The 18010-nt window shown below is 67.0% G+C and carries 22 protein-coding genes and 1 tRNA gene; 10 read left to right on the top strand and 13 right to left on the bottom strand.

Translation table 11 applies throughout. From position 1 onward, the window contains the following. Positions 1-142: 142 nt before the first annotated feature. Positions 143-937, top strand: a complete 795-nt coding sequence (locus ACUN0C_RS17545; protein WP_445467697.1) for a DUF1194 domain-containing protein — start codon at positions 143-145, stop codon at positions 935-937. A 10-nt stretch (positions 938-947) separates the two neighbouring features. Here the strand turns inward: ACUN0C_RS17545 and ACUN0C_RS17540 are convergent, their stop codons facing one another. Beyond that, positions 948-2000, bottom strand: coding sequence for a hypothetical protein (locus tag ACUN0C_RS17540; RefSeq protein ID WP_445467696.1), 1053 nt, complete (start codon positions 1998-2000; stop codon positions 948-950). A gap of 120 nt (positions 2001-2120) precedes the next feature. Further along, positions 2121-2708 carry a DUF1134 domain-containing protein gene (locus tag ACUN0C_RS17535; RefSeq protein ID WP_445467695.1) on the bottom strand — a complete coding sequence of 196 codons (588 nt, stop codon included), beginning with the start codon at positions 2706-2708 and terminating at the stop codon, positions 2121-2123. A gap of 198 nt (positions 2709-2906) precedes the next feature. Between ACUN0C_RS17535 and chpT the strand changes: the two genes are divergently transcribed. Further along, a complete protein-coding gene (gene chpT / locus ACUN0C_RS17530; RefSeq protein WP_445467694.1) occupies positions 2907-3551 on the top strand; it encodes a histidine phosphotransferase ChpT in 645 nt (214 codons plus the stop codon). A 141-nt stretch (positions 3552-3692) separates the two neighbouring features. After that, entirely contained in the window at positions 3693-4058 is a 366-nt protein-coding gene (locus ACUN0C_RS17525; RefSeq protein WP_445467693.1) for a response regulator, read from the top strand. Positions 4059-4077: 19 nt separating this feature from the next. Here ACUN0C_RS17525 and ctrA read toward each other — a convergent pair whose 3' ends face one another. Then, on the bottom strand, positions 4078-4779 hold the full coding sequence (gene ctrA / locus ACUN0C_RS17520) for a response regulator transcription factor CtrA (protein WP_445467692.1): 702 nt from the start codon (positions 4777-4779) through the stop codon (positions 4078-4080). A 404-nt stretch (positions 4780-5183) separates the two neighbouring features. Here ctrA and ACUN0C_RS17515 point away from each other — a divergent pair, with 404 nt between their 5' ends. Then, complete coding sequence (locus ACUN0C_RS17515; protein WP_445467691.1) at positions 5184-5558, top strand: flagellar export protein FliJ; 375 nt, start codon at positions 5184-5186, stop codon at positions 5556-5558. 4 nt (positions 5559-5562) lie between these two features. Here ACUN0C_RS17515 and ACUN0C_RS17510 read toward each other — a convergent pair whose 3' ends face one another. From ACUN0C_RS17510 to sciP, 4 genes are all read right to left on the bottom strand, one after another. Further along, entirely contained in the window at positions 5563-6306 is a 744-nt protein-coding gene (locus ACUN0C_RS17510) for a sulfotransferase-like domain-containing protein (RefSeq protein ID WP_445467690.1), read from the bottom strand. Between the two features lie 12 nt (positions 6307-6318). Beyond that, positions 6319-6627: a GNAT family N-acetyltransferase gene (locus ACUN0C_RS17505; protein ID WP_445467689.1), complete on the bottom strand. Its 309-nt coding sequence runs from the start codon at positions 6625-6627 to the stop codon at positions 6319-6321. A gap of 9 nt (positions 6628-6636) precedes the next feature. Beyond that, complete coding sequence (locus tag ACUN0C_RS17500) at positions 6637-7587, bottom strand: aminotransferase class IV (RefSeq protein WP_445467688.1); 951 nt, start codon at positions 7585-7587, stop codon at positions 6637-6639. 124 nt (positions 7588-7711) lie between these two features. After that, positions 7712-7987 (bottom strand): CtrA inhibitor SciP, encoded by a 276-nt coding sequence (gene sciP / locus ACUN0C_RS17495; protein ID WP_445467687.1) that lies wholly within the window; start codon positions 7985-7987, stop codon positions 7712-7714. 165 nt (positions 7988-8152) lie between these two features. Between sciP and mnmA the strand changes: the two genes are divergently transcribed. The 3 genes from mnmA to ACUN0C_RS17480 all read left to right on the top strand — a co-directional run bounded on the left by mnmA (position 8153) and on the right by ACUN0C_RS17480 (position 10237). Next, entirely contained in the window at positions 8153-9304 is a 1152-nt protein-coding gene (mnmA, locus tag ACUN0C_RS17490; protein ID WP_445467686.1) for a tRNA 2-thiouridine(34) synthase MnmA, read from the top strand. A gap of 119 nt (positions 9305-9423) precedes the next feature. After that, complete coding sequence (locus ACUN0C_RS17485; protein WP_445467685.1) at positions 9424-9807, top strand: DUF883 family protein; 384 nt, start codon at positions 9424-9426, stop codon at positions 9805-9807. Between the two features lie 4 nt (positions 9808-9811). After that, positions 9812-10237, top strand: a complete 426-nt coding sequence (locus ACUN0C_RS17480) for a hypothetical protein (protein WP_445467684.1) — start codon at positions 9812-9814, stop codon at positions 10235-10237. Positions 10238-10241: 4 nt separating this feature from the next. Here the strand turns inward: ACUN0C_RS17480 and ACUN0C_RS17475 are convergent, their stop codons facing one another. Then, positions 10242-11186: a 2-hydroxyacid dehydrogenase gene (locus ACUN0C_RS17475; protein WP_445467683.1), complete on the bottom strand. Its 945-nt coding sequence runs from the start codon at positions 11184-11186 to the stop codon at positions 10242-10244. Positions 11187-11250: 64 nt separating this feature from the next. Then, on the bottom strand, positions 11251-12333 hold the full coding sequence (locus tag ACUN0C_RS17470) for an endonuclease/exonuclease/phosphatase family protein (RefSeq protein ID WP_445467682.1): 1083 nt from the start codon (positions 12331-12333) through the stop codon (positions 11251-11253). 65 nt (positions 12334-12398) lie between these two features. On the opposite strand from ACUN0C_RS17470, the gene ACUN0C_RS17465 reads away from it, so the two are divergent. After that, positions 12399-13304, top strand: coding sequence for an NAD(P)-dependent oxidoreductase (locus tag ACUN0C_RS17465; RefSeq protein ID WP_445467748.1), 906 nt, complete (start codon positions 12399-12401; stop codon positions 13302-13304). 345 nt (positions 13305-13649) lie between these two features. Beyond that, positions 13650-13808, top strand: a complete 159-nt coding sequence (locus tag ACUN0C_RS17460; protein ID WP_445467681.1) for a DUF3309 family protein — start codon at positions 13650-13652, stop codon at positions 13806-13808. A 6-nt stretch (positions 13809-13814) separates the two neighbouring features. Here the strand turns inward: ACUN0C_RS17460 and ACUN0C_RS17455 are convergent, their stop codons facing one another. Together ACUN0C_RS17455 and ACUN0C_RS17450 are read right to left on the bottom strand one after the other, a co-directional pair. After that, positions 13815-14189: a hypothetical protein gene (locus tag ACUN0C_RS17455; protein WP_445467680.1), complete on the bottom strand. Its 375-nt coding sequence runs from the start codon at positions 14187-14189 to the stop codon at positions 13815-13817. Positions 14190-14201: 12 nt separating this feature from the next. Next, positions 14202-15032 carry a universal stress protein gene (locus ACUN0C_RS17450; RefSeq protein ID WP_445467679.1) on the bottom strand — a complete coding sequence of 277 codons (831 nt, stop codon included), beginning with the start codon at positions 15030-15032 and terminating at the stop codon, positions 14202-14204. Between the two features lie 202 nt (positions 15033-15234). Here ACUN0C_RS17450 and ACUN0C_RS17445 point away from each other — a divergent pair. Then, a tRNA-Met gene (locus ACUN0C_RS17445) sits at positions 15235-15311 on the top strand. Here the strand turns inward: ACUN0C_RS17445 and ACUN0C_RS17440 are convergent. Beyond that, positions 15268-16071: a tyrosine-type recombinase/integrase gene (locus ACUN0C_RS17440; RefSeq protein ID WP_445467747.1), complete on the bottom strand. Its 804-nt coding sequence runs from the start codon at positions 16069-16071 to the stop codon at positions 15268-15270. The genes ACUN0C_RS17445 and ACUN0C_RS17440 overlap by 44 nt on opposite strands. A 524-nt stretch (positions 16072-16595) precedes the next feature. Next, positions 16596-18010: hypothetical protein (locus ACUN0C_RS17435; protein ID WP_445467678.1), on the bottom strand; the 1415-nt coding region annotated here is incomplete at its 5' end.

Below are 18010 nucleotides of genomic sequence, written 5' to 3'. Positions count from 1 at the left end.
TGTGCCTGTCGGAGCCGGATTCTCCCGCGGGTCCGCCGCTCAAGCTCGGAAACGGGCATTCACACCTGCGTGTGGCGGGACGGGCGAGGGTTGAGGCGCGACGCTCCGATGCCGATGATGAGCGGAACGCAAGGAGGCCGGCATGCCGTTTCCGGACCTGAAGATGTTCCGTGCGCTCGCGGCGGCGGCGTTCATCGCCGCTGGTCCGGCTGCAGCCGAGGAGGTCGATCTCGAACTGGTCCTTGCGGTCGACGTTTCGCGCTCAATGGACTTCGATGAGCACGCCGTGCAGCGGAACGGCTATGTCGAGGCCTTCCGCCACCCGGACGTGCTGAACGCGATCGCGTCCGGCATGACGGGGCGCATCGCCGTCACCTATCTGGAGTGGTCGGGTTCGGCGACCGGCACGATCGTTGCCCCTTGGACCGTCATCGACGGGCGCGGCAGCGCGGAAGCCTTCGCAGCGACGCTCGCGGCCGCGCCGATCCAGCGCCTGCACGGCACCTCGATATCGCACGCGCTCAACCAGGCCTCCGCGCTCTTCGACGAGAGCCCCTACCGGAGCCACCGCCGGGTGATCGACGTCTCCGGCGACGGGCCAAACAACATGGGGCCGGCGGTCCTGTCTGCCCGGGACGCCGTGCTTGCCCGCGGGATCATCATCAACGGCCTGCCGATCATGCTGAAGGCGCCGGACGGGCTCTACTCGATCCGCAACCTCGATGAGTATTACGCCGACTGCGTGATAGGCGGCCCGGGCGCCTTCCTCGTGCCGGTGCGAGCGATCGAAGGCTTCGCCGAGGCCATCCGCCGGAAGCTGGTCCTGGAGATCGCCGGGCGGCAGCCGATGCTGATGCTGGCCGCCGACACCGGCCGACGGCAATCGGTCGACTGCATGGTCGGAGAACGGCTGCGGCGGATGTGGATGGACCAGTAGGTCGGCCGCTTCAATCGCCGACGGGCTGCGGGCTCGTCGGCTTCAGTGACCGGATCTCCGCGAGGGCATCCAGGAATCGCTTCTCGGCGCTGTTCTGCTCGGGTTCCGCGGCGGCGGACGGGGTCGTCTTCGCCGCTTTTTCGCGCCTGCCGGACACCGAGGCGACCCGGGCCGAGAGACGCGAGGCGGGTGAATCGAGCATCGGCCCTGCCGCCGTCGCAGGCAACTGCGCCATGCTGCGCTTGCCCGACGCCCGCCAAGGCGTTCCTCCGAGCGCCGCCGCGGCTTCTCCGGCCATGCGGTGGAGATCGCGCGCGATCCGCTCCACCTGTTTCGTCTCGGGGGTATGATCGGCGGCCGACGGGGCGGCTTCCGGCGCAGGCTCGCCGTCCGCGCCGAGGGCTCGGGGTGCCGGCTCAGGCTCGGCCAGCGGTCTGACCTGCATCCAGGGCGCGTCGAGGATCTCGTAATCGGCGGCATCGGGAATGGCCGACATGGTCCGGCTCAGTTCGCGCAGGCTGGCCCGCAGCGTCTCCCCGTCGCCCCGCAGCCGGGCCAGCTCGATCTCGTACTGGCCGACCACCCCGCGCGATTCGGAGAGTTCGGCCTGCATGGCAGCGAGCCGCGCGCGCTCGGCCTCGATCGTCTGCTCCGCCTCGCGAAGCGCCGCGGCAGCCTCCGCCTTTTCCCTATGGAGCGCCTGCAATTCCTCGCGCAGTTGCCCGGAGATCTCGTAGAGTTCCCGGATCTCCTCGTCGCGGACGGCGAGATCCGCCGTCACCGAGGCCAGCTCCTGCTCCTTCATGTCGGAGTTGAGCCGGTAGGCGGTCGCGCTGTCGAGGAGACGGTCGACCTCGCGCTCCAGCCTGCGCGTCTCGATCGCGTGGCGGGCGCGCAGCTCGTCGCGCTCGATCTCGAATTCCGCGCGCCGGGTCGCCAGACGCGCGGTCAGGTGCGCCGCAGTGAGGCGACGGGCTCTCCCGACAAACGCGATCGCAACGACCAGGGCGACCAGGCCGCTCACGAATGCGCCGAGGGCGAACATCATGGCCGATTGAATCATTGCGGCCTCCGGGCGCGCCACCCTCTGCGCAGATATACAACTCGCATGGCAGCGGCAACAGATAGGCCGGTCCCGGCCCCGGTCCAGCCGGCCCGGCCGGGTGGAGGCGGAAGAATGCCGTCAGAACGGGTTCCAGGTCGCCGCGGGCGTGAACTTCAGGTAGCCGACATTGATGCCGAGCCGAGCGCCGACCCCCGTCCGGATCGGGACGAGATAGATCGGCTGCTGCGCGGACGTGGTGTTGGCGAGAACGGTCATGCCGAGGCCGCCGACGAGGTAGGCCGACCCGGCGATACCCCCGTAGCGGCGGAAGAGGTCCTCGACCGCCGGCAGGTCGTAGACGAGCACCATCGTGCGGTTGCCGTCTCCGCCGATGTCCCATCCGATCGACGGGCCCTGCCAGAATACGTGCCGCTCCCCTTGCGTCTTCGTGTAGAGGGTGCCCTCGCCGTAGCGGAGGCCGCCGAAGATCGCCCCGGACGCCTCTTCGCCGATGATGTAGCCGTTCGGCAGGCCGTAGCTGCTGACGGCGCGCTCCACCAGCGCGGCGAGTTCGCCGGACGCGCGGCCGAACAGCTTGTGTCCTGCCGCGACGATCTCGGCCGCGGTGTAGGTGTCGGTTGCGGGCGCCGGCTGCTGCGCGAAAGCCGCAGGCGAGAAGGCGAGAAACGCGGTCAGGAACCACGACACAAGCCGAAGACGTCCCATGAGTGGCCTCTTGCAATGCTCCGCGTGAACGGGTCCAGTCAGCATCCGTCAGGGTTAAGGCCCGGTTAATCGGCCAGCCTGAGCAGGGTTCACAAGCGCTTGTGATGGCCGGCACGGGCGGGTTATCCCTCCAGGGGTCCCCATGCGAATCGACCGGCCCCCATGCCTCCGCTTCCGAGCGCCGAACGTGAGACACCGATGACCAGCTACGAGATCGATCCGCTCGAGCTTTCCGCCCTGGTGGCGAGCCGCGTCTGCCACGACATCATCAGCCCCGTCGGTGCGATCGTGAACGGCCTCGAGGTGCTCGAGGAGGAGCGGGACGAATCCATGCGCCAGTTCGCGATGGATCTCGTCCAGAAGAGCGCGCGCCAGGCGTCCGCGAAGCTCCAGTTCGCCCGGCTCGCCTTCGGGGCCTCGGGGAGCGTCGGCTCGGAGATCGACATGGTCGACGCGGGACGCTGCGCGAAAGGCTTCATGGAGCGGGAGAAGGCGGAACTGGACTGGGCCGTGGCGGCGCCCTTCCTTCGCAAGGCGCAAGCCAAGCTGCTTCTCAACCTTCTCCTCATCGCGGTGAACTGCGTCGCCAGGGGCGGGACCATCCGCATCACGGCAGAGCGCGAAGGCGACGAAGCCGTCATGAGGGTCACGGCCGAGGGGGACCGGGCCCGCGTGCCGGCCGGGGTCCGCGAGGTGCTGACCGAAGGCGCGATACCGAACCCGCTCGACGCTCATGCGGTCCAGCCGCTCTATGCCGCGCTGATGGCGCGGGAGGGCGGAATGGCGATCACAGTCAGCGAAGAGGAGAACCGGGTGGTCCTCGGAGCCCGACCCGCGGCGTGAAGAACGGCCGGCGAATTGCGGGCCGCCTTGCAGCTTTATCTTAAGTATGCCGGTTGACCGTAGGGTAACGGCGGCCTGCTACACCAGCCCTCGAAGGTCGCGATCGCCATAAGCGGCCGCTAGGCGTCTGAGGACTGGACCATGAAGCACTGCCTGATCGTGGACGATTCCAATTCGATCCGCAAAGTCGCCCGCCGAATCCTGCAGGATTTCGACTTCGTCACGGAGGAGGCGGACTCGGAGAAATCCGGTCTGGAGGCCTGCCGGCAGTCCATGCCGGACTGCGTGGTCGTCGACTGGAACATGCCGGACGGGGATGGGCTCGAATTCGTGAAGCAGCTCCGGGCCATGCCCGGCGGCAGCCAGCCGAAGGTCATGTACTGCACGTCCGAGAACGACCGCACGAAGGTGGCCAAGGCCATGCGGCTCGGTGCGGACGTTCACATGATGAAGCCGTTCGACCGCGAAAGCCTGGTGCGCACCTTCTCGGAAGCGGGGCTCATCTGACCCGTCGGGCGGGCTGCGCTCACGCGATCTCGCGGTACTCGTGCTCCTCGGGTTCACGCAGCACGTAGCCGCGGCCCCACACGGTTTCGATGTAGTTCTTGCCGTCGGTGGCGGCCGCGAGCTTCTTGCGCAGCTTGCAGATGAAGACGTCGATGATCTTCAACTCCGGCTCGTCCATGCCGCCATAGAGATGGTTCAGGAACATCTCCTTGGTGAGCGTCGTGCCCTTGCGCAGCGAGAGGAGCTCCAGCATCTGGTACTCCTTCCCGGTGAGATGCACGCGATTGCCGTTCACCTCAACGGTCTTGGTATCCAGGTTGACGCGGAGATCGCCGGTCTGGATGACCGACTGGGCGTGGCCCTTCGAGCGCCGGACGATCGCATTGATGCGGGCGACCAGCTCGTCCTTGTGGAAGGGCTTGGTCATGTAGTCGTCGGCGCCGAAGCCGAGGCCTCGCACCTTGTCCTCGATGCCGCCGAGGCCCGAGAGGATCAGGATCGGGGTCTTGACCTTCGCCACGCGCAGCGTCTTCAGGACTTCGTAGCCGCTCATGTCCGGCAGGTTCAGGTCCAGCAGGATGATGTCGTAGTCGTAGAGCTTGCCGAGGTCGACGCCTTCCTCGCCCAGATCCGTCATGTAGACGTTGAAGTTCTCAGACTTCAGCATCAGCTCGATGCTTTGCGCGGTGGCGCTGTCGTCTTCGACCAGAAGAACCCGCATGCCAATCCCCTTTTTGGCTCCGCCGGCCACCGGACCGCGGCGACCCGCCCGAGCAGGCAATCCCACGCAACGCTACATCCGAATGGTTAACCGACTCTATCGGCGCAGGGCAAGCTCAGCCCATGAACTTACAACCCTAGCTTCTTGATTCGGCTGCGATTCCGTGCGGCTCTGCTCACAAGCCTGGTTAAGAAACTCCCGTTGAGATTCGTACGGACTCGATTTTTTCGAATGCCCGTCCGGATCGCTACTTTCCGTTAGCCGGCGGGGTTTACCCGACCTTAAGCCCTCCACCGCATCATTGATCCGACCTGTAAACGAAAGGTTACCGCAGCCTTGACGGCCCGTGCTCGCCTTGATTCGCGAGGGGTTCGCCGGACTGCGCGGGCTGGGAGTGCTGCGTAATGAAGTCGCGAGATAGCGTGATCCGCCAGAAGCGGTTTCAGGTGGAAGAGAAGCGGCGACAGGCCGGGCAGATCGAGGCCATGGCCGAGGAGTTCGGCCGGATGGTCGCCGAACTCGATCGGGAGATCGCCGCCGAGCACCGCCGCACGGGCATTGAGGACGAGAAGCACTTCGCCTATTCGACCTTCGCCCGGGCGGCGAAGCAGCGCCGGGCGAACCTTCAGAACTCCATTCACGACCTGCAGGCGCAGCTCGATGCGGCCCGCGCCGGGCTCGACCTGGCGATGGCCGAGTTGCAGCAGGAGGAAGAGAAGCTGGAGCGCGAACTCGCGCTGGAGGCAGGGCGCTCGGGCTCCGTCCGGGCCGCGAGCTGAGACTTCAGCCCAAAGCGTGAGCGGCGAGGCGCCGATAGATCGGCATCGCCGCGGCCTCGATCTCCTGGAGACCGGGGTCCTGCAGGACTGGGAGCGGGGAGGGGTTGCCGAACCCCGTGGACCGGTTCACCGCCTCGTACCAGTGCCGGGCCCAAACGCCGTCCGATGCGCGCGTGCCAGGCGGCCAGGCGAGCATCGCCTCCTCGAACCCAATTCCGAGCGCCCCGCACAGACGGGACAGCACGGCGCGGGGCGCCGCCAGGACCGCGTCCGCATCGATCACCGGCGGCGGGTGCCCAGTCATCTCAGCGACTTGTGCGAATAATCTCTCCTGTTGCGTGAATCCGATATCGAAGAGCGAGACGGTCTCCCTCTTCGCGGCGTAGGAGGCGAGCACCCGCGCCGGGTGGCGGATGAGGAAGGCGTGCCTGCACGCTGCCATCCAGTCGAGCCCGATCTCCGGCAGCATGTGGTGCGTCATGTGCTTCTGGTAGAAGACCGGCTTTCCGCCGGGCGCAGGGCCGGCGAGAAGGTCGGCGATCCGCCGCCAGTCGCTCTCGTGGCTCCGGATCACCTCGTCGCGCATCGGATGATCCGCGCCGGACATGCGCAGGAAGCTGGCATAGAACGGCTCGTCGACGACCGCGCAGTCGGACCTGTTGCCGAAAGAGCGCATCATCGCCGTCGAGAGGTTGCGCGGCCCGGACCACATCGCGATCCGGACGACCGGAGCGTCACGGTCCGGCAATGACGCGCTCGCTCATGCCGGGGGAACGGGCGTGGGATCCGTCCATTCCGGGTGCGCCTCGAACACGCGCCGCGCGAAGGAGCAGAGCGGCACCACCTTGTGGCCGACCGCGTGCGCCTCCCGCACGGCATGATCGACCAGGCGTTCGCCCAGCCCGTTCCCGCGATGGCTGAAGGGCACTTCCACGTAGGTGATGGCGATGACGCCCGCCGTCCGTTCGTGAAACAGGAGCTCCGCTTCAGCGTCGTTCTCAAGGGGCAGGACGTACCGACCGGCAGGCCCTGAACGCTCCAGTCGGATCGGATTTCCGTTTGAGGCCATGCTCGCTCCTCAGTTCTCTGCCGCGCCGTCCGCAATCGGGGTCAGCGAACGGCGAACCAGGCCGCGGTAGAGTTCCCTCAGGCGGGTCGTGACCGGGCCGGCACCCCGCCGGTCCGCATCCCATCCGATGGCGCGGCCATCGACGGAGCTGACGTGGACCATGCCCGCGAAGGTGCCGGTCACGAAGGCTTCGTCGGCTCCGTAAACGTCCACCGTGGAGAAGCGTTTCTCGTGGGCCGGAATGCCTGCCTCGCGTGCTGCGCGGAGGATGTTGGCGCGCGTGATCCCGCCGAGGCAGTAATCCGGCGGGGAGGTCCACAGCTCTCCCCTGCGGACGATGAAGAAATGGGTCGAGTTGCAGGTCGCCACGAAGCCTGCTGGATCCAGCATCAGCGCTTCGTCCGCGCCGGCCTTCGTGGCCTGGATGCAGGCCAGGATGCAGTTGAGCTTGGAATGCGAATTGAGCTTCTGATCCTGCTCGGCCGGGCCCGTCCGACGGATATGGACGGTGAAGAGGGTGATCCCCTTCTCAACCATCTCCGGACGGGGCAGCTTGTATTCGGGAATGATGACCACCGTTGCCGGCCCGATCGTCACCCGCGGATCCTGATAGGGCGTCCGCTTCACACCGCGCGTGACCATGAGGCGGATGTGGACGCCGTCGCGCATCGCGTTTGCGCGCAGGCACGAGAAGATGCGGCTTGCGAGCGCGGCCCGGTCCAGCCCGATGTCCATGTCGATCGACTTGGCGCCTTCGTAGAGCCGATCGAGATGCGCTTCCAGAAAGGCTATTCCGCCGTCGGTGACGCGGAGCCCCTCCCACACCCCGTCGCCGAGCACGAAGCCGGAATCGAATACGGAGACGACGGCGCGCTCGCGCGGGAAGAGCTCGCCATTGACCGAAATCAGGACAGCGGCGTTGCGCGGGTCGTCGAGATATTCGTGGGTGCCGGTGGTCAAGGCCCACCTCCGTTTCGGGGAGGGGGATTACGCGTGTTCGGGCGCGGTGGGAAGGCCGGATGCCGACGCGGGCGGCGAGAAGGCCGCAGCAGGCGAGCGCGACAGGGCGGTTCACGCCACCCGATCAGTTCCTATATTTCTGGATCTTGGTGGTACGGAGCCCGGCGAGACCATGCTGATCGATGGACAGCTGCCAGGAGAGGAACTCCTCGACGGTCAGGGTGTAGCGATCGCACGCCTCCTCGAGGCTGAGCAAGCCGCCGCGGACCGCGGCCACGACCTCGGCCTTCCGGCGAATGACCCAGCGCTTGGTGTTCGCAGCCGGAAGATCCGCGATGGTCAGGGGACTGCCATCGGGCCCGATCACGTACTTCACGCGTGGACGGATATGGTCGGCCATGGTGGACTCTTACGCACAACTCGTCGGTGGCCCTCTTCTAGGCCCGGCCGCCTTAAAATTCGGCTAAGTGCATCGCTTTGAATTGCTTAACAATTCTAAAGATGCTTGGCCTTGCTGCCCGATTCGGTTGGGCTATAGTCCGGGCGCCAGAAGCAGGCGTTTACCATGAGCATTGATCTCGGAATCCCGGGGCCACGAAGCGCGGCCCGAGTCGTCGTCGCCATGTCGGGCGGCGTCGACTCGTCCGTCGTTGCAGGCCTTGTGAAGAGTGCCGGCTATGAGGTTGTCGGCGTTACGCTTCAGCTCTACGACCACGGCGCGGCGGTACACCGTTCCGGTGCCTGTTGCGCCGGTCAGGACATCCACGACGCCCGCGACGTGGCCGAGCGGCTCGGCATTCCCCATTACGTGCTCGATTACGAGGCGCGTTTCCGGCAGGCGGTGATCGAGCCGTTCGCCGAGAGCTATGCGCGCGGCGAGACGCCGATCCCCTGCGTCTCGTGCAACCAGACGGTCAAGTTCGCCGATCTCCTGGACACCGCGCGCCAGCTCGGCGCGGCCGCGCTTGCAACCGGCCATTACGTGCGCTCCGCCCTCGTGGGCGGGCGGCGGGCGCTCTTCCGCCCGGTCGATCTGGAACGCGACCAGAGCTACTTCCTCTTCGCCACGACCCGCGAGCAGCTCGATTTCCTGCGCTTCCCCCTCGGCGGGCTCACCAAGGACGAGACCCGCGCGATCGCGCGCGAGCTCGGCCTGCAGGTGGCCGAGAAGCAGGACAGCCAGGACATCTGCTTCGTCCCGCAGGGACGCTACACGGACGTCATCGAGAAGCTGAAGCCCGGAGCGGCGGAGCCCGGCGAGATCGTGCATGTCGACGGCCGGGTGCTCGGGCGCCACAGCGGCGTGATCAACTTCACGATCGGGCAGCGGCGCGGAATCGGGGTGGCTGCCGGCGCGCCCCTCTTCGTGGTGCGGCTCGACGCCGAGAACGCCCGCGTCGTCGTCGGCCCGCGCGAGGCTCTCGCCGCGCGCACGCTGGCGCTGAGGTCCTTCAACTGGCTCGGGGAAGGCGCGTTCGAGGATGCGGCTGCCGAAGGGCTGTCGGTGTTCGCCCGCGTGCGATCGAGCCGGCCACCCCTTCCGGCGGTGCTCCTTTGGGAGAACGGCGAGGCGCGGGTGACGCTGGGGCAGAGCGAGATGGGTGTGGCGCCCGGACAGGCTTGCGTGCTCTACGACGGGCCAGGCTCCGATGCCCGCGTCCTCGGCGGCGGGACCATCACGGCGAGCATCGCGGATCTCGGCCGCGACGCGGCGTGAGCAAGCCCGGAAGCGCGTTGCGGAGATCCGGACTTCGCGCCTATCCTGAGCCGGGGAACAATTCTGCCGACCCGCGCATTCGAGCAACGGGTCAATCATCCCAATCGAGGAGTAGGATCATGGCCAACGAGGCGAGCACGGGCGCGTCGGGACGAGGAGGCGCCGGCCGGTCCCCGTCGCAGGCGAGCGACCTGTCCGATACCGCGACCAGCGCGGACATGAAGTCCCTTTCGGCACAGCTCGACATCCTGAAGGAGGACGTGGCGACGTTGACCGCGACGCTCACCGAGCTTGCGAAGTCCGGCGCGCGCGAGGGCCGGGCCCGGGTCGAGCAGACGGCGGAGGATTATTATCGCGAAGGCCGCCGGCAGGCGGACGCGGTACTGGCCGAAGCCCGTGCGCTCGGCGAGGAGGTCGAGGGCCAGATCGGTCGCAACCCGATCACGGCCGTCCTGATCGCACTGGGGCTGGGTTTCCTGATCGGCCTGATGTCGCGCCGCTGACGCGATGCTGCGGTTCGCCACGACGGCCGGCCTCGCGCTGGCCGCCGCAAACATCAGGAGCCGCATCCGCGCGCTCTCGATCCGCGCCGCACTCGCGGCGGTCGGAGCGCTCTTTCTCGTCGGGGCGGCGAGCTTCGCCCTCGTCGCCGCCTACCTGGCCCTGCAGGCACCGCTCGGTGCGATCGGCGCGGCAGGCGCGATCGCGTTCGCGCTGCTGCTGATCGGCCTCGTCTTCCTGTTCTTCGCGCAGAGGGCTCCGCGCGAGCAGATCCGGGAGATGGACTATGCGGCGTCCGGCAGCCTTCAGGACCAGTACGCCCAGCTCGGCCGCGCCTTGAGCTCAGGCGGGACGCTGAGCAATCCCGTGGTGCTCATCGCCGGCGCCGCGCTCGTGGCCGGCTATCTGTTCGGACGGCGCGGAAAGCGCTGACGCTTCAGCAGACGCGCTTGATGTCGTCGAGGCGCCCCTCGAAGTAGGCGGCGAGGTTCGTCACGACGAGGTCGCCCATGGCGCGCCGGGTCTCCACCGTGGCGCTCGCCTGGTGCGGCTGCAGGACGACGTTCTGCATGGAGAACAGCGCCTCCGGCACGTTCGGCTCGTCGGCGAAGACATCGAGCCCGGCGCCGCCGAGGGTGCCTTCCTGCAGCGCTGCGACGAGGGCCGGCTCGTCCACCACCGATCCGCGCGCCACGTTCACGAGGATGCCGTCCGGGCCGAGCGCGTCCATCACTTCTCGGTTGATGAGATTGCGTGTCGCCGCCCCGCCCGGGGTGATGACGACGAGCAGCGCGCAATCGTGCGCCATCGCCACCAGGTCCGGATAATGCCTGTAGGGCTGGTCCGGCTGCGCGTTGCGCGTGTGATAGACGATCTCGCAGCCGAACACGCCGAGCTTCGTGGCGATCGCGCGGCCGATGCGGCCGAAGCCGACGATGCCGACACGCTTGCCTGCGATGCCGCGCGCGAGCGGCGGATCGCCCTCCCGCGCCCAGCGGCCTTCCCGCACGTAGCGGTCGTTCGCAACGATGTTCCGGGTGGTCGCCAGAACGAGCGCCACGCCCATGTTGGCGACGTCGTCGTTGAGGACGTCCGGCGTGTTGGCGACGATCACGCCGCGGCTGCGCGCGTGGTCGACGTTCAGCGAATCGACGCCGACGCCGAAGGACGAGACGATCTCGAGATTGGGGCAGGCGTCCATCAGCGCGATGCTGCACCCGTCGAACGTGCTGGTGGCGATCGCCCGTGCCTTCGGCCCGACGCCTTCAAGCATCGCCTGCCGGTCCGGCGCCTTCAGGAGGTTATGGGTGGTGTAGGCGGCTTCGAGCGCGGCCATCACGTGCGGCATGAGCGAGCCGGCGATCAGCACATCGGGCTTCATCGTTCCTCCTGGGCGCGGCGCGGCACACTACCGGCGGCCAACGAGGAAGGGCAAGCGGTCCGGCTCACTTCTCCCAATCGGTTCCGATCGGCTCCCTGTCGAGTTGCTGCGCCTCGGCGACGACCTCCCGCGCTTCCTGCCGGTCGGCCTGGTCGGGCCGTTCGGGCGCCTCGTCGGAAGCCTCCACCGGGGTCAGCGCGAGCGCGAACCACATCGGGAAGTGGTCCGAGCCGATATGCGGAAGGCGCTTCACCTCGATCACCCTGAAGGCCGCATCGTGGAACAGGTGGTCGAGCGGCCAGCGCATGAACCAGAACCGCGCGTCGAAACTGTTGAAGAAGCCCCGGCCGACGCGCGGGTCGAGCAGCCCCGTCAGCCGCTGGAACCGCTGGGTCGTGCGCGACCATGCCACGTCGTTCAGATCGCCGGTCACGATGCAGGGCAGGGGATCGTCGACCACCTCCTTGGCGACGAGCACGATCTCCGCGTCGCGGCCGAGCGTGTCCATGTGCGGGATCGGCGGCTCCGGATGAACGGCATGGAGGCGAACCTGTGCGCCGTCGCGGAGCGTCACGGTCGTGGCTATCGAGGGCACACCCTCCAGGAGCCGGAACATCAGCTGCGTGTCGGAGAGCGGCAGCCTGGAATAGAGCACGATCCCGTAGGCATTGTCCTGCGGCTGCTCGATCCTGTTCGGATAGTCGGAAGCGAGCGGGGCGAGGGCTTCGAGCCATGGCCCATCGATCTCCATCAGCACGAAGATGTCGGGCTGCATCTCAGTCACGAGCGCGACCAGCCGGCCGTAGTCGCGGTTCGACATCTTCACGTTGCTGCTGAGGATCCGGATCGTGTTGTCGCCTCGGGGATCGCCTGAATAGTCGATGGACTGGACCTTCCAGAGCGGCGTGAAGCGGAGGCAGATCGCAAGCTGCAGCACGAGGACGACCGCTTGGACGGCGAGGAGGGCCATGCCCCAGGGCCAGAGCGGCGCGTAGAGCAGCGTGAGCGGGATGAGGGCAGCGGCGAGGGCCGCGATCTGCAGCCGCGGAAAGTCACAGGTTCGGACGAATCCATGCGCGACCGGCAGCGCAGGCAGAAGGGTCGCGAGCGCCAGCAGGAACGTCACCGCGGCGATCAGGGTAAACATGGGTGATCTCGGCGGTCCGCACGATTGAGGCTGGTCCCTGATAGCGGAGTGCGGCTATCGGTGCCATCCGGCAGAGTGGCAGGAGTGAACAGATGGCGCGGATCGGTTTCGTCGGCACGGGGATCATGGGCTTTCAGATGGCGCGGCGGCTCTGCGAGGCCGGCCACCAGGTCCGCGCCTGGAACCGCAGCCGCGAGAAGGTGGACCGGCTCATCCAATGCGGCGGGTCGGTGGTGGGGACGCCTGCCGAGGTTGCGGAACGGGCCGAGATCGTGATCGGCATGCTGGCCGACGGGCCGACGAGCGAAGCCGTCTTCTTCGGCGAGGGCGTCGTCGCCGGAATGGATCCGGGCGCCCTTCTGATCGACATGGCGTCGATCCCGGTCGAGACGGCGAAGGATCATGCCCGGCGCTGTCGCGAGGCGGGCCTGGGTTATCTCGACGCCCCGGTCTCGGGCGGCGAGAAAGGCGCGACCGAGGGCACGCTGGCGATCATGGTGGGGGGCGAGGCGGCGGACTTCGAGCGCGCGAAGCCGGTGTTCGCAAGTCTCGGCCGTGCGACCCGCGTCGGTCCGGCCGGGAGCGGCGACCTCGCCAAGCTCTGCAACCAGATGATTGTCGGCAACACGATCGCGACGGTGGCCGAGGCCCTGCTGCTCGCCGAGCGGGGCGGCGCCGACCCGGCCGCCGTCCGCGAGGCGCTGATGGGCGGCTTCGCGGATTCCGCCATCCTGCGCAATCACGGGCTCAGGATGCTCGAGGCGAATTACCGGCCCGGCGGCCTGTCCCGCTACCAGCTCAAGGATCTGCGCACGGCATCGGGCCATGCCCGCAGCCTTGCGCTCGAGCTTCCCGTGACGGAGCTCGTCACCAGGATCTTCGGCGACGTCGTCGAGCACGGCGATTCCGAACTGGACCATTCCGCGCTGTTCCGGGAGATCCGCCGCCGCAACGGGCTGCCGGTCGACTAGGGGCGTTTCGCCGGGAGAGATTGGCCGTCGCAGGCGGCGGACGTGCGCAATTGAACCAGGGGAACCGGACGTCCGAACCCGTCGTCGGCGCTCATCTCCCCCCGAGGGCGGTCTCGGCCGGCAACGCCCGGGCGCAGTTGTGCTACGACCTGTCGTATCCGGGCCGATCGGCACGCGTCTCGCCTGGCGGCACGACCCTCAGTCGGACCAACCCCTGCGCACCGATACTGAGCCGGGGAACTTGCCCTCGTCATCGACGTTCTCACTGCGACGGTCGCTCACCGGACGCGGCCGGGCGCGGCATCCGCCGGCACAGAACGTCACGGTCACGCAAGGAAGAATGCCATGTCCGTCGGAACGATCCTTCTCATCATCCTGATCCTGCTCGTGATCGGGGCGATTCCCGCCTGGCCTTACAGCCGCGGCTGGGGATACGGCCCCTCGGGCATCGTCGGCGTGCTGCTGGTGATCCTCATCATCCTGTTGCTGATGGGACGGATCTGAGCGGCCTCAGCTGCGGACATCCTCCACGGAGACGACGCGGAACGTCCTGACCTCGTCATCGTGCTCGCGGATGGCGACGTAATCGCCCGGCCGGAACGTGTGGGTCTGGAACCGGTATCCGGTTTCGTCGTCATCGGCGTCTCCGAGGAGGTCGTAATGGAAGGCCCAGGCGCCGCCCGGCTTCCGCACGAGGTGCCCGTGCTCCTCCTCGCCGCCCCAGAAGCGCTGGACGCGGCAGCGGTCGCGGGCGCCCTTGAAGACCGTCGGATCGATATGGCCGTCTGCCGAGAGCGGAGCGACGAAGGCATAGCCGTGGTGGCGGCTTCCGTCCGGGAACCCCGGATTGCGGGCGAGCTCGAGCCGTATGGCCTTCAGCGACATCTTGCCTGACCCTTAGTGAGACATCAGAACCGGCAGCGTCATCTGCCGGAGGATGCTGTTGGTGACCCCGCCGAAGACCGTCTCGCGCAGCCGCGAGTGGCCGTAGCAGCCCATGACGAGAAGGTCCGCCCCGAGATCCGCCGAGCGCGAGAGCAGCTCGTCGGCAGGCGGGATCTCCGCGCCGCGAACGGTGGAAACCTCGACCGCGATGCCGTGGCAACCGAGAGAGGCTGCGAGCGCGTTCGCCGTGCTCGCCCCGGCCTCCCCGACGGTCAGGAGGTGGACGATCGCGCCGTCCTGGATGAGCGGGATCGCGTCGAAAGCAGCCCGCGCCGCCTCGCGGGCGCCGTTCCATGCGATCACCACGTTGCGCCCGACCTCTGCGAAACGTCCGGCCGTCGGCACGAGCAGCACGGGGCGCCCGGCGCCGAGGACGAGATCGGCCGGGCCGTAGCCGGTGGCGGCAGGGATCGCATCGTCCCACTGGCTCGCGACCACGAGGTCGGCCGTGCGGCAGGAGGCGATCACCGCCCGCATCGGCGGCTCGTCGCCGGGCTCTGTCGCATGCCAGTCGCTCTCAAGGCCGAGGAAGGCGGCGCGCGCCCGGAACCGCTGCGCGATCCCGTCGGCAGCCTTCTGGTAGGCTTCCTGCTGCGCCACGATGAATTCCGCGGAGACCGGCACGGTGACGTCGGCGTAGATGACCACCGAGGGTGTGCCGTGGATGCCCACGAGGCGGGCGTGGAACGCGCTGGCGAGCGGGCCCGCAACGTCGAGCAGCCGCTCCGACAGTTCCTCCGTCGGGATGTGGACTGCAATGGTGCGGATTGCTGCCGAATCCATTCTCGTTCTCCTGTGCCCGGGCCGGGACGCCCTGCGCATCGGTGCGCGCAGAGATGACCCCCCGCATTGATGGAAATCAAGCCGGCAAGGGACCGGGCCGCGCGAATTCCGTGACGGCACCGAGAGCGCTGGGGAACGTCGCAGTCGGCGGCGAGCCTGCTTGACCTCTTCGCACCCCGCCCCCTATATGCTGCGCACCGGCGGCGGAGTAGCTCAGCTGGTTAGAGCAGCGGAATCATAATCCGCGTGTCGGGGGTTCGAGTCCCTCCTCCGCTACCACTGAATTCATTGAGTTTTTCCCGTCCACAGGCTCTTCCAATGGCAGGCAGTTGGGCGTTCGGTTGGGAATTTCCGTCGCAGTCTCGTGCGCCTCCCGCTTCCTCATCGCCGACGTGGCAAGCCCCAGGTCTCGCTTCAGATAGTGCGAATCCAGAATTGCACCGACATCTCTCAGGCTGTGGCCGGTGATGGTGGCAATTTCCGCTTCGCTGCATCCAGCAAGCGCCAGCCGGGTAACCGCCGTGCCACGCAGGTCATGGAAGGTAATCCCTGAAAGGCCCGATCTCCGGCAGGCGCTCCGCCACGATGCCCGAAATCCTGACTCGGTCCACGGCATGCCCTTCTCTGTCGTCAGGATGGTGTCTGCAGTCCTGCGCGCGTCGTCGAGGATTGCCTTCAGGGGAGCGGCTACCGGTATGGTTACACGCACACCTGTCTTCCCCTGCCTCAGTCGGATGGCTTCCCCGTCATAGGCTGCCCATGTCAGCTTGAGGAGGTCTCCCTGGCGTTGTCCGGTCCAGAGAGCAAGCATGAGCGCCAGGCGAAGGTGCTCAGGCGCCTTCGCCATGAAGGCTTTCTCGTCGTCGATCGCCCAGATGTTCTCGACGCGCCTGGATCGGTAGACCTTGCCACCACGTTCGCACGGATTGCACGGCACTAATCCACGGTCGAATGCCCAGGCAAGAATGAGTGCCAGTACGGAATAGGCATAGTCGGCCTGTCTGCGGGATTTGGTCGCCAGCCGGTCGCGCCAGGCCATGAACTCGCCACGCGTTCGCCGATCGGCAAGCGCTGCAATCGGAAAATCACCGTACTCGGCTTCGATCTTTCTGATCTGCCGGACATAGTCGACACGGGTGCGGGGCGCCAGGTCACTGAAACCGGGAGAAGCTTGATAACGGTCCAAGATTGTCTGGAGCGTATCAGGGGCAGGCGTGCGCCTCTTGCTGACGGCCTTGTTATAGGAATCGACGAATTCAGGTGTACCGGGCTTGCCCTCCAGGCGTGGCCCACCTTTCCACGCGTACCAGTATGTCCGGTACGTTCCGTCGGCCAGCTTCTTGTGAACGCTGTTGATCCCTCTAAGCCTGACGCGCATTCCTGTTGGCTCTCCATGCATCCAGCGGATTTGGCTGTTCCTGGGCGCCTTGGCCCTTGTGAGAGATCGTGATCCGCCCGTCGGGACCGATCTCGGTTTGAACGATCTCGAGGCCGCAAGCCTGAGCGGCTTTCACGGCCCGCACGATGTCCGATTGCCTGAAAAGTGACGACTTTCTCGGCATTTCACGCTCGTAGTGTTTCCCCGCCGGACGAGTGCGTCGCGCAGGGGATGTAATAATCGGCTGAGGGATACTTGTGTGTCACGAGGAGGATTTGTGAGATGCGATTTCCCAAACCCCTAAGCGTTACGGAGGTATTCTCCGCCCTGTCCTTGTCCATGGAGGCGTCGATCTCGTCGCCGATGAAGAGCGAGAGAACGTTGTTGGTCAGGACCTGACCGAGGGCGATCCGCAGCGCGAGATTGGCAACCGCCTTGCCCGATCCGGACAGGGTGTTGATCGACTGACCGTCGACGGTGATCTCGAACTCCTCGTCGACCTCGACCACCTGACGCTGCCCGCCGGTCATCTGCTTGATCAGATGGCTGGCGACCCTGTTCAGGCTCGGGACCAGGTGCTGGTTGACGAGGGACCGCAGCGTGACGAGCGCCGCCTTGGCCTTCTTCCAGGCCTCGGCTGCCTCCCGCAGTTCCTTCACCTTCTTCTGCGTCTCCTGATACCGGACCAGATCCCGGTTGAAGGCGGCGAGCTGCGTCTCGTAGACGATCGCCTTCTGGTACTGGTCCTGTACCTGGAGCAGGTCCTTGGTGGCGTCTGCCAGGGAGAGAGCTTCGGCCTCCTTCGCATTGCACTCCGCCTGCCAGGCCCGGTAGGATTCCAGTTCCTGCTCGTAGCGGGCCAGATCCCGCTCGTAGACGAGGCGGGCCTGATACTGGCTGGTGAAGTCCTCGTGCTCCGTGTCGTCGATCTGGGCCTCGATCTCCGCCCGGCGGGCCTGGTTCTCGATGTCCTGCCGGGTGAAGCCCGGCTTCGGGGCCTCCGGTGCGTCGACGAAGTCGTGGCAGTGGGCCTCCCAGTTGGCGAGGATCCGTTTGGCCCGTTCCAGCTTCGTCTTGTCCATCGGCTCGGCCGGGCAGGGACGGCCGGCGATCTCGTTCTCCAGATTGAGGGCTTCATCGCGAAGCCGATCCACGCTCGACTGCTCGATCGCCCAGCGGTGTTCACACTTCGGGCATTCATGGTAGCCGCGAGACAGATGCTCCTCTATATGCTGGTTGATGTCGGCCAGATCGCAGTGGAGGTCGTACAGCCCCCATGCAGCCTCCTCGGCTGCAATCTCCGCTGCGGTCATGGTCGGCATCGGATGCTGCCGCAGGAAGGCCTCGCGGGCCTGCCAGGCCTCCCACGCCTCGATCGCGGAGACGTCCCCGACCTCGACCTTGGGCAGGCGCTTCAGCTCGGCCCTGAGAGCCCTCTGTTCGGCATCGTGCTCCTGCTGCTGCTTGGCGAGGGGCGCCAGATCCTCGGAGGACATCGTGATGGTGCAGGTCGGCTCGACCGGTTCCTTGGGCACGACCGAGAGCCAGCCCATGATCGTGTCGAGCCGGGCCTTGTCGGCCTGCATCTGGTCCAGCTTCG

The organism is Faunimonas sp. B44, from assembly GCF_052655945.1.
This window is presented reverse-complemented; position numbering and strand designations above follow the sequence as displayed.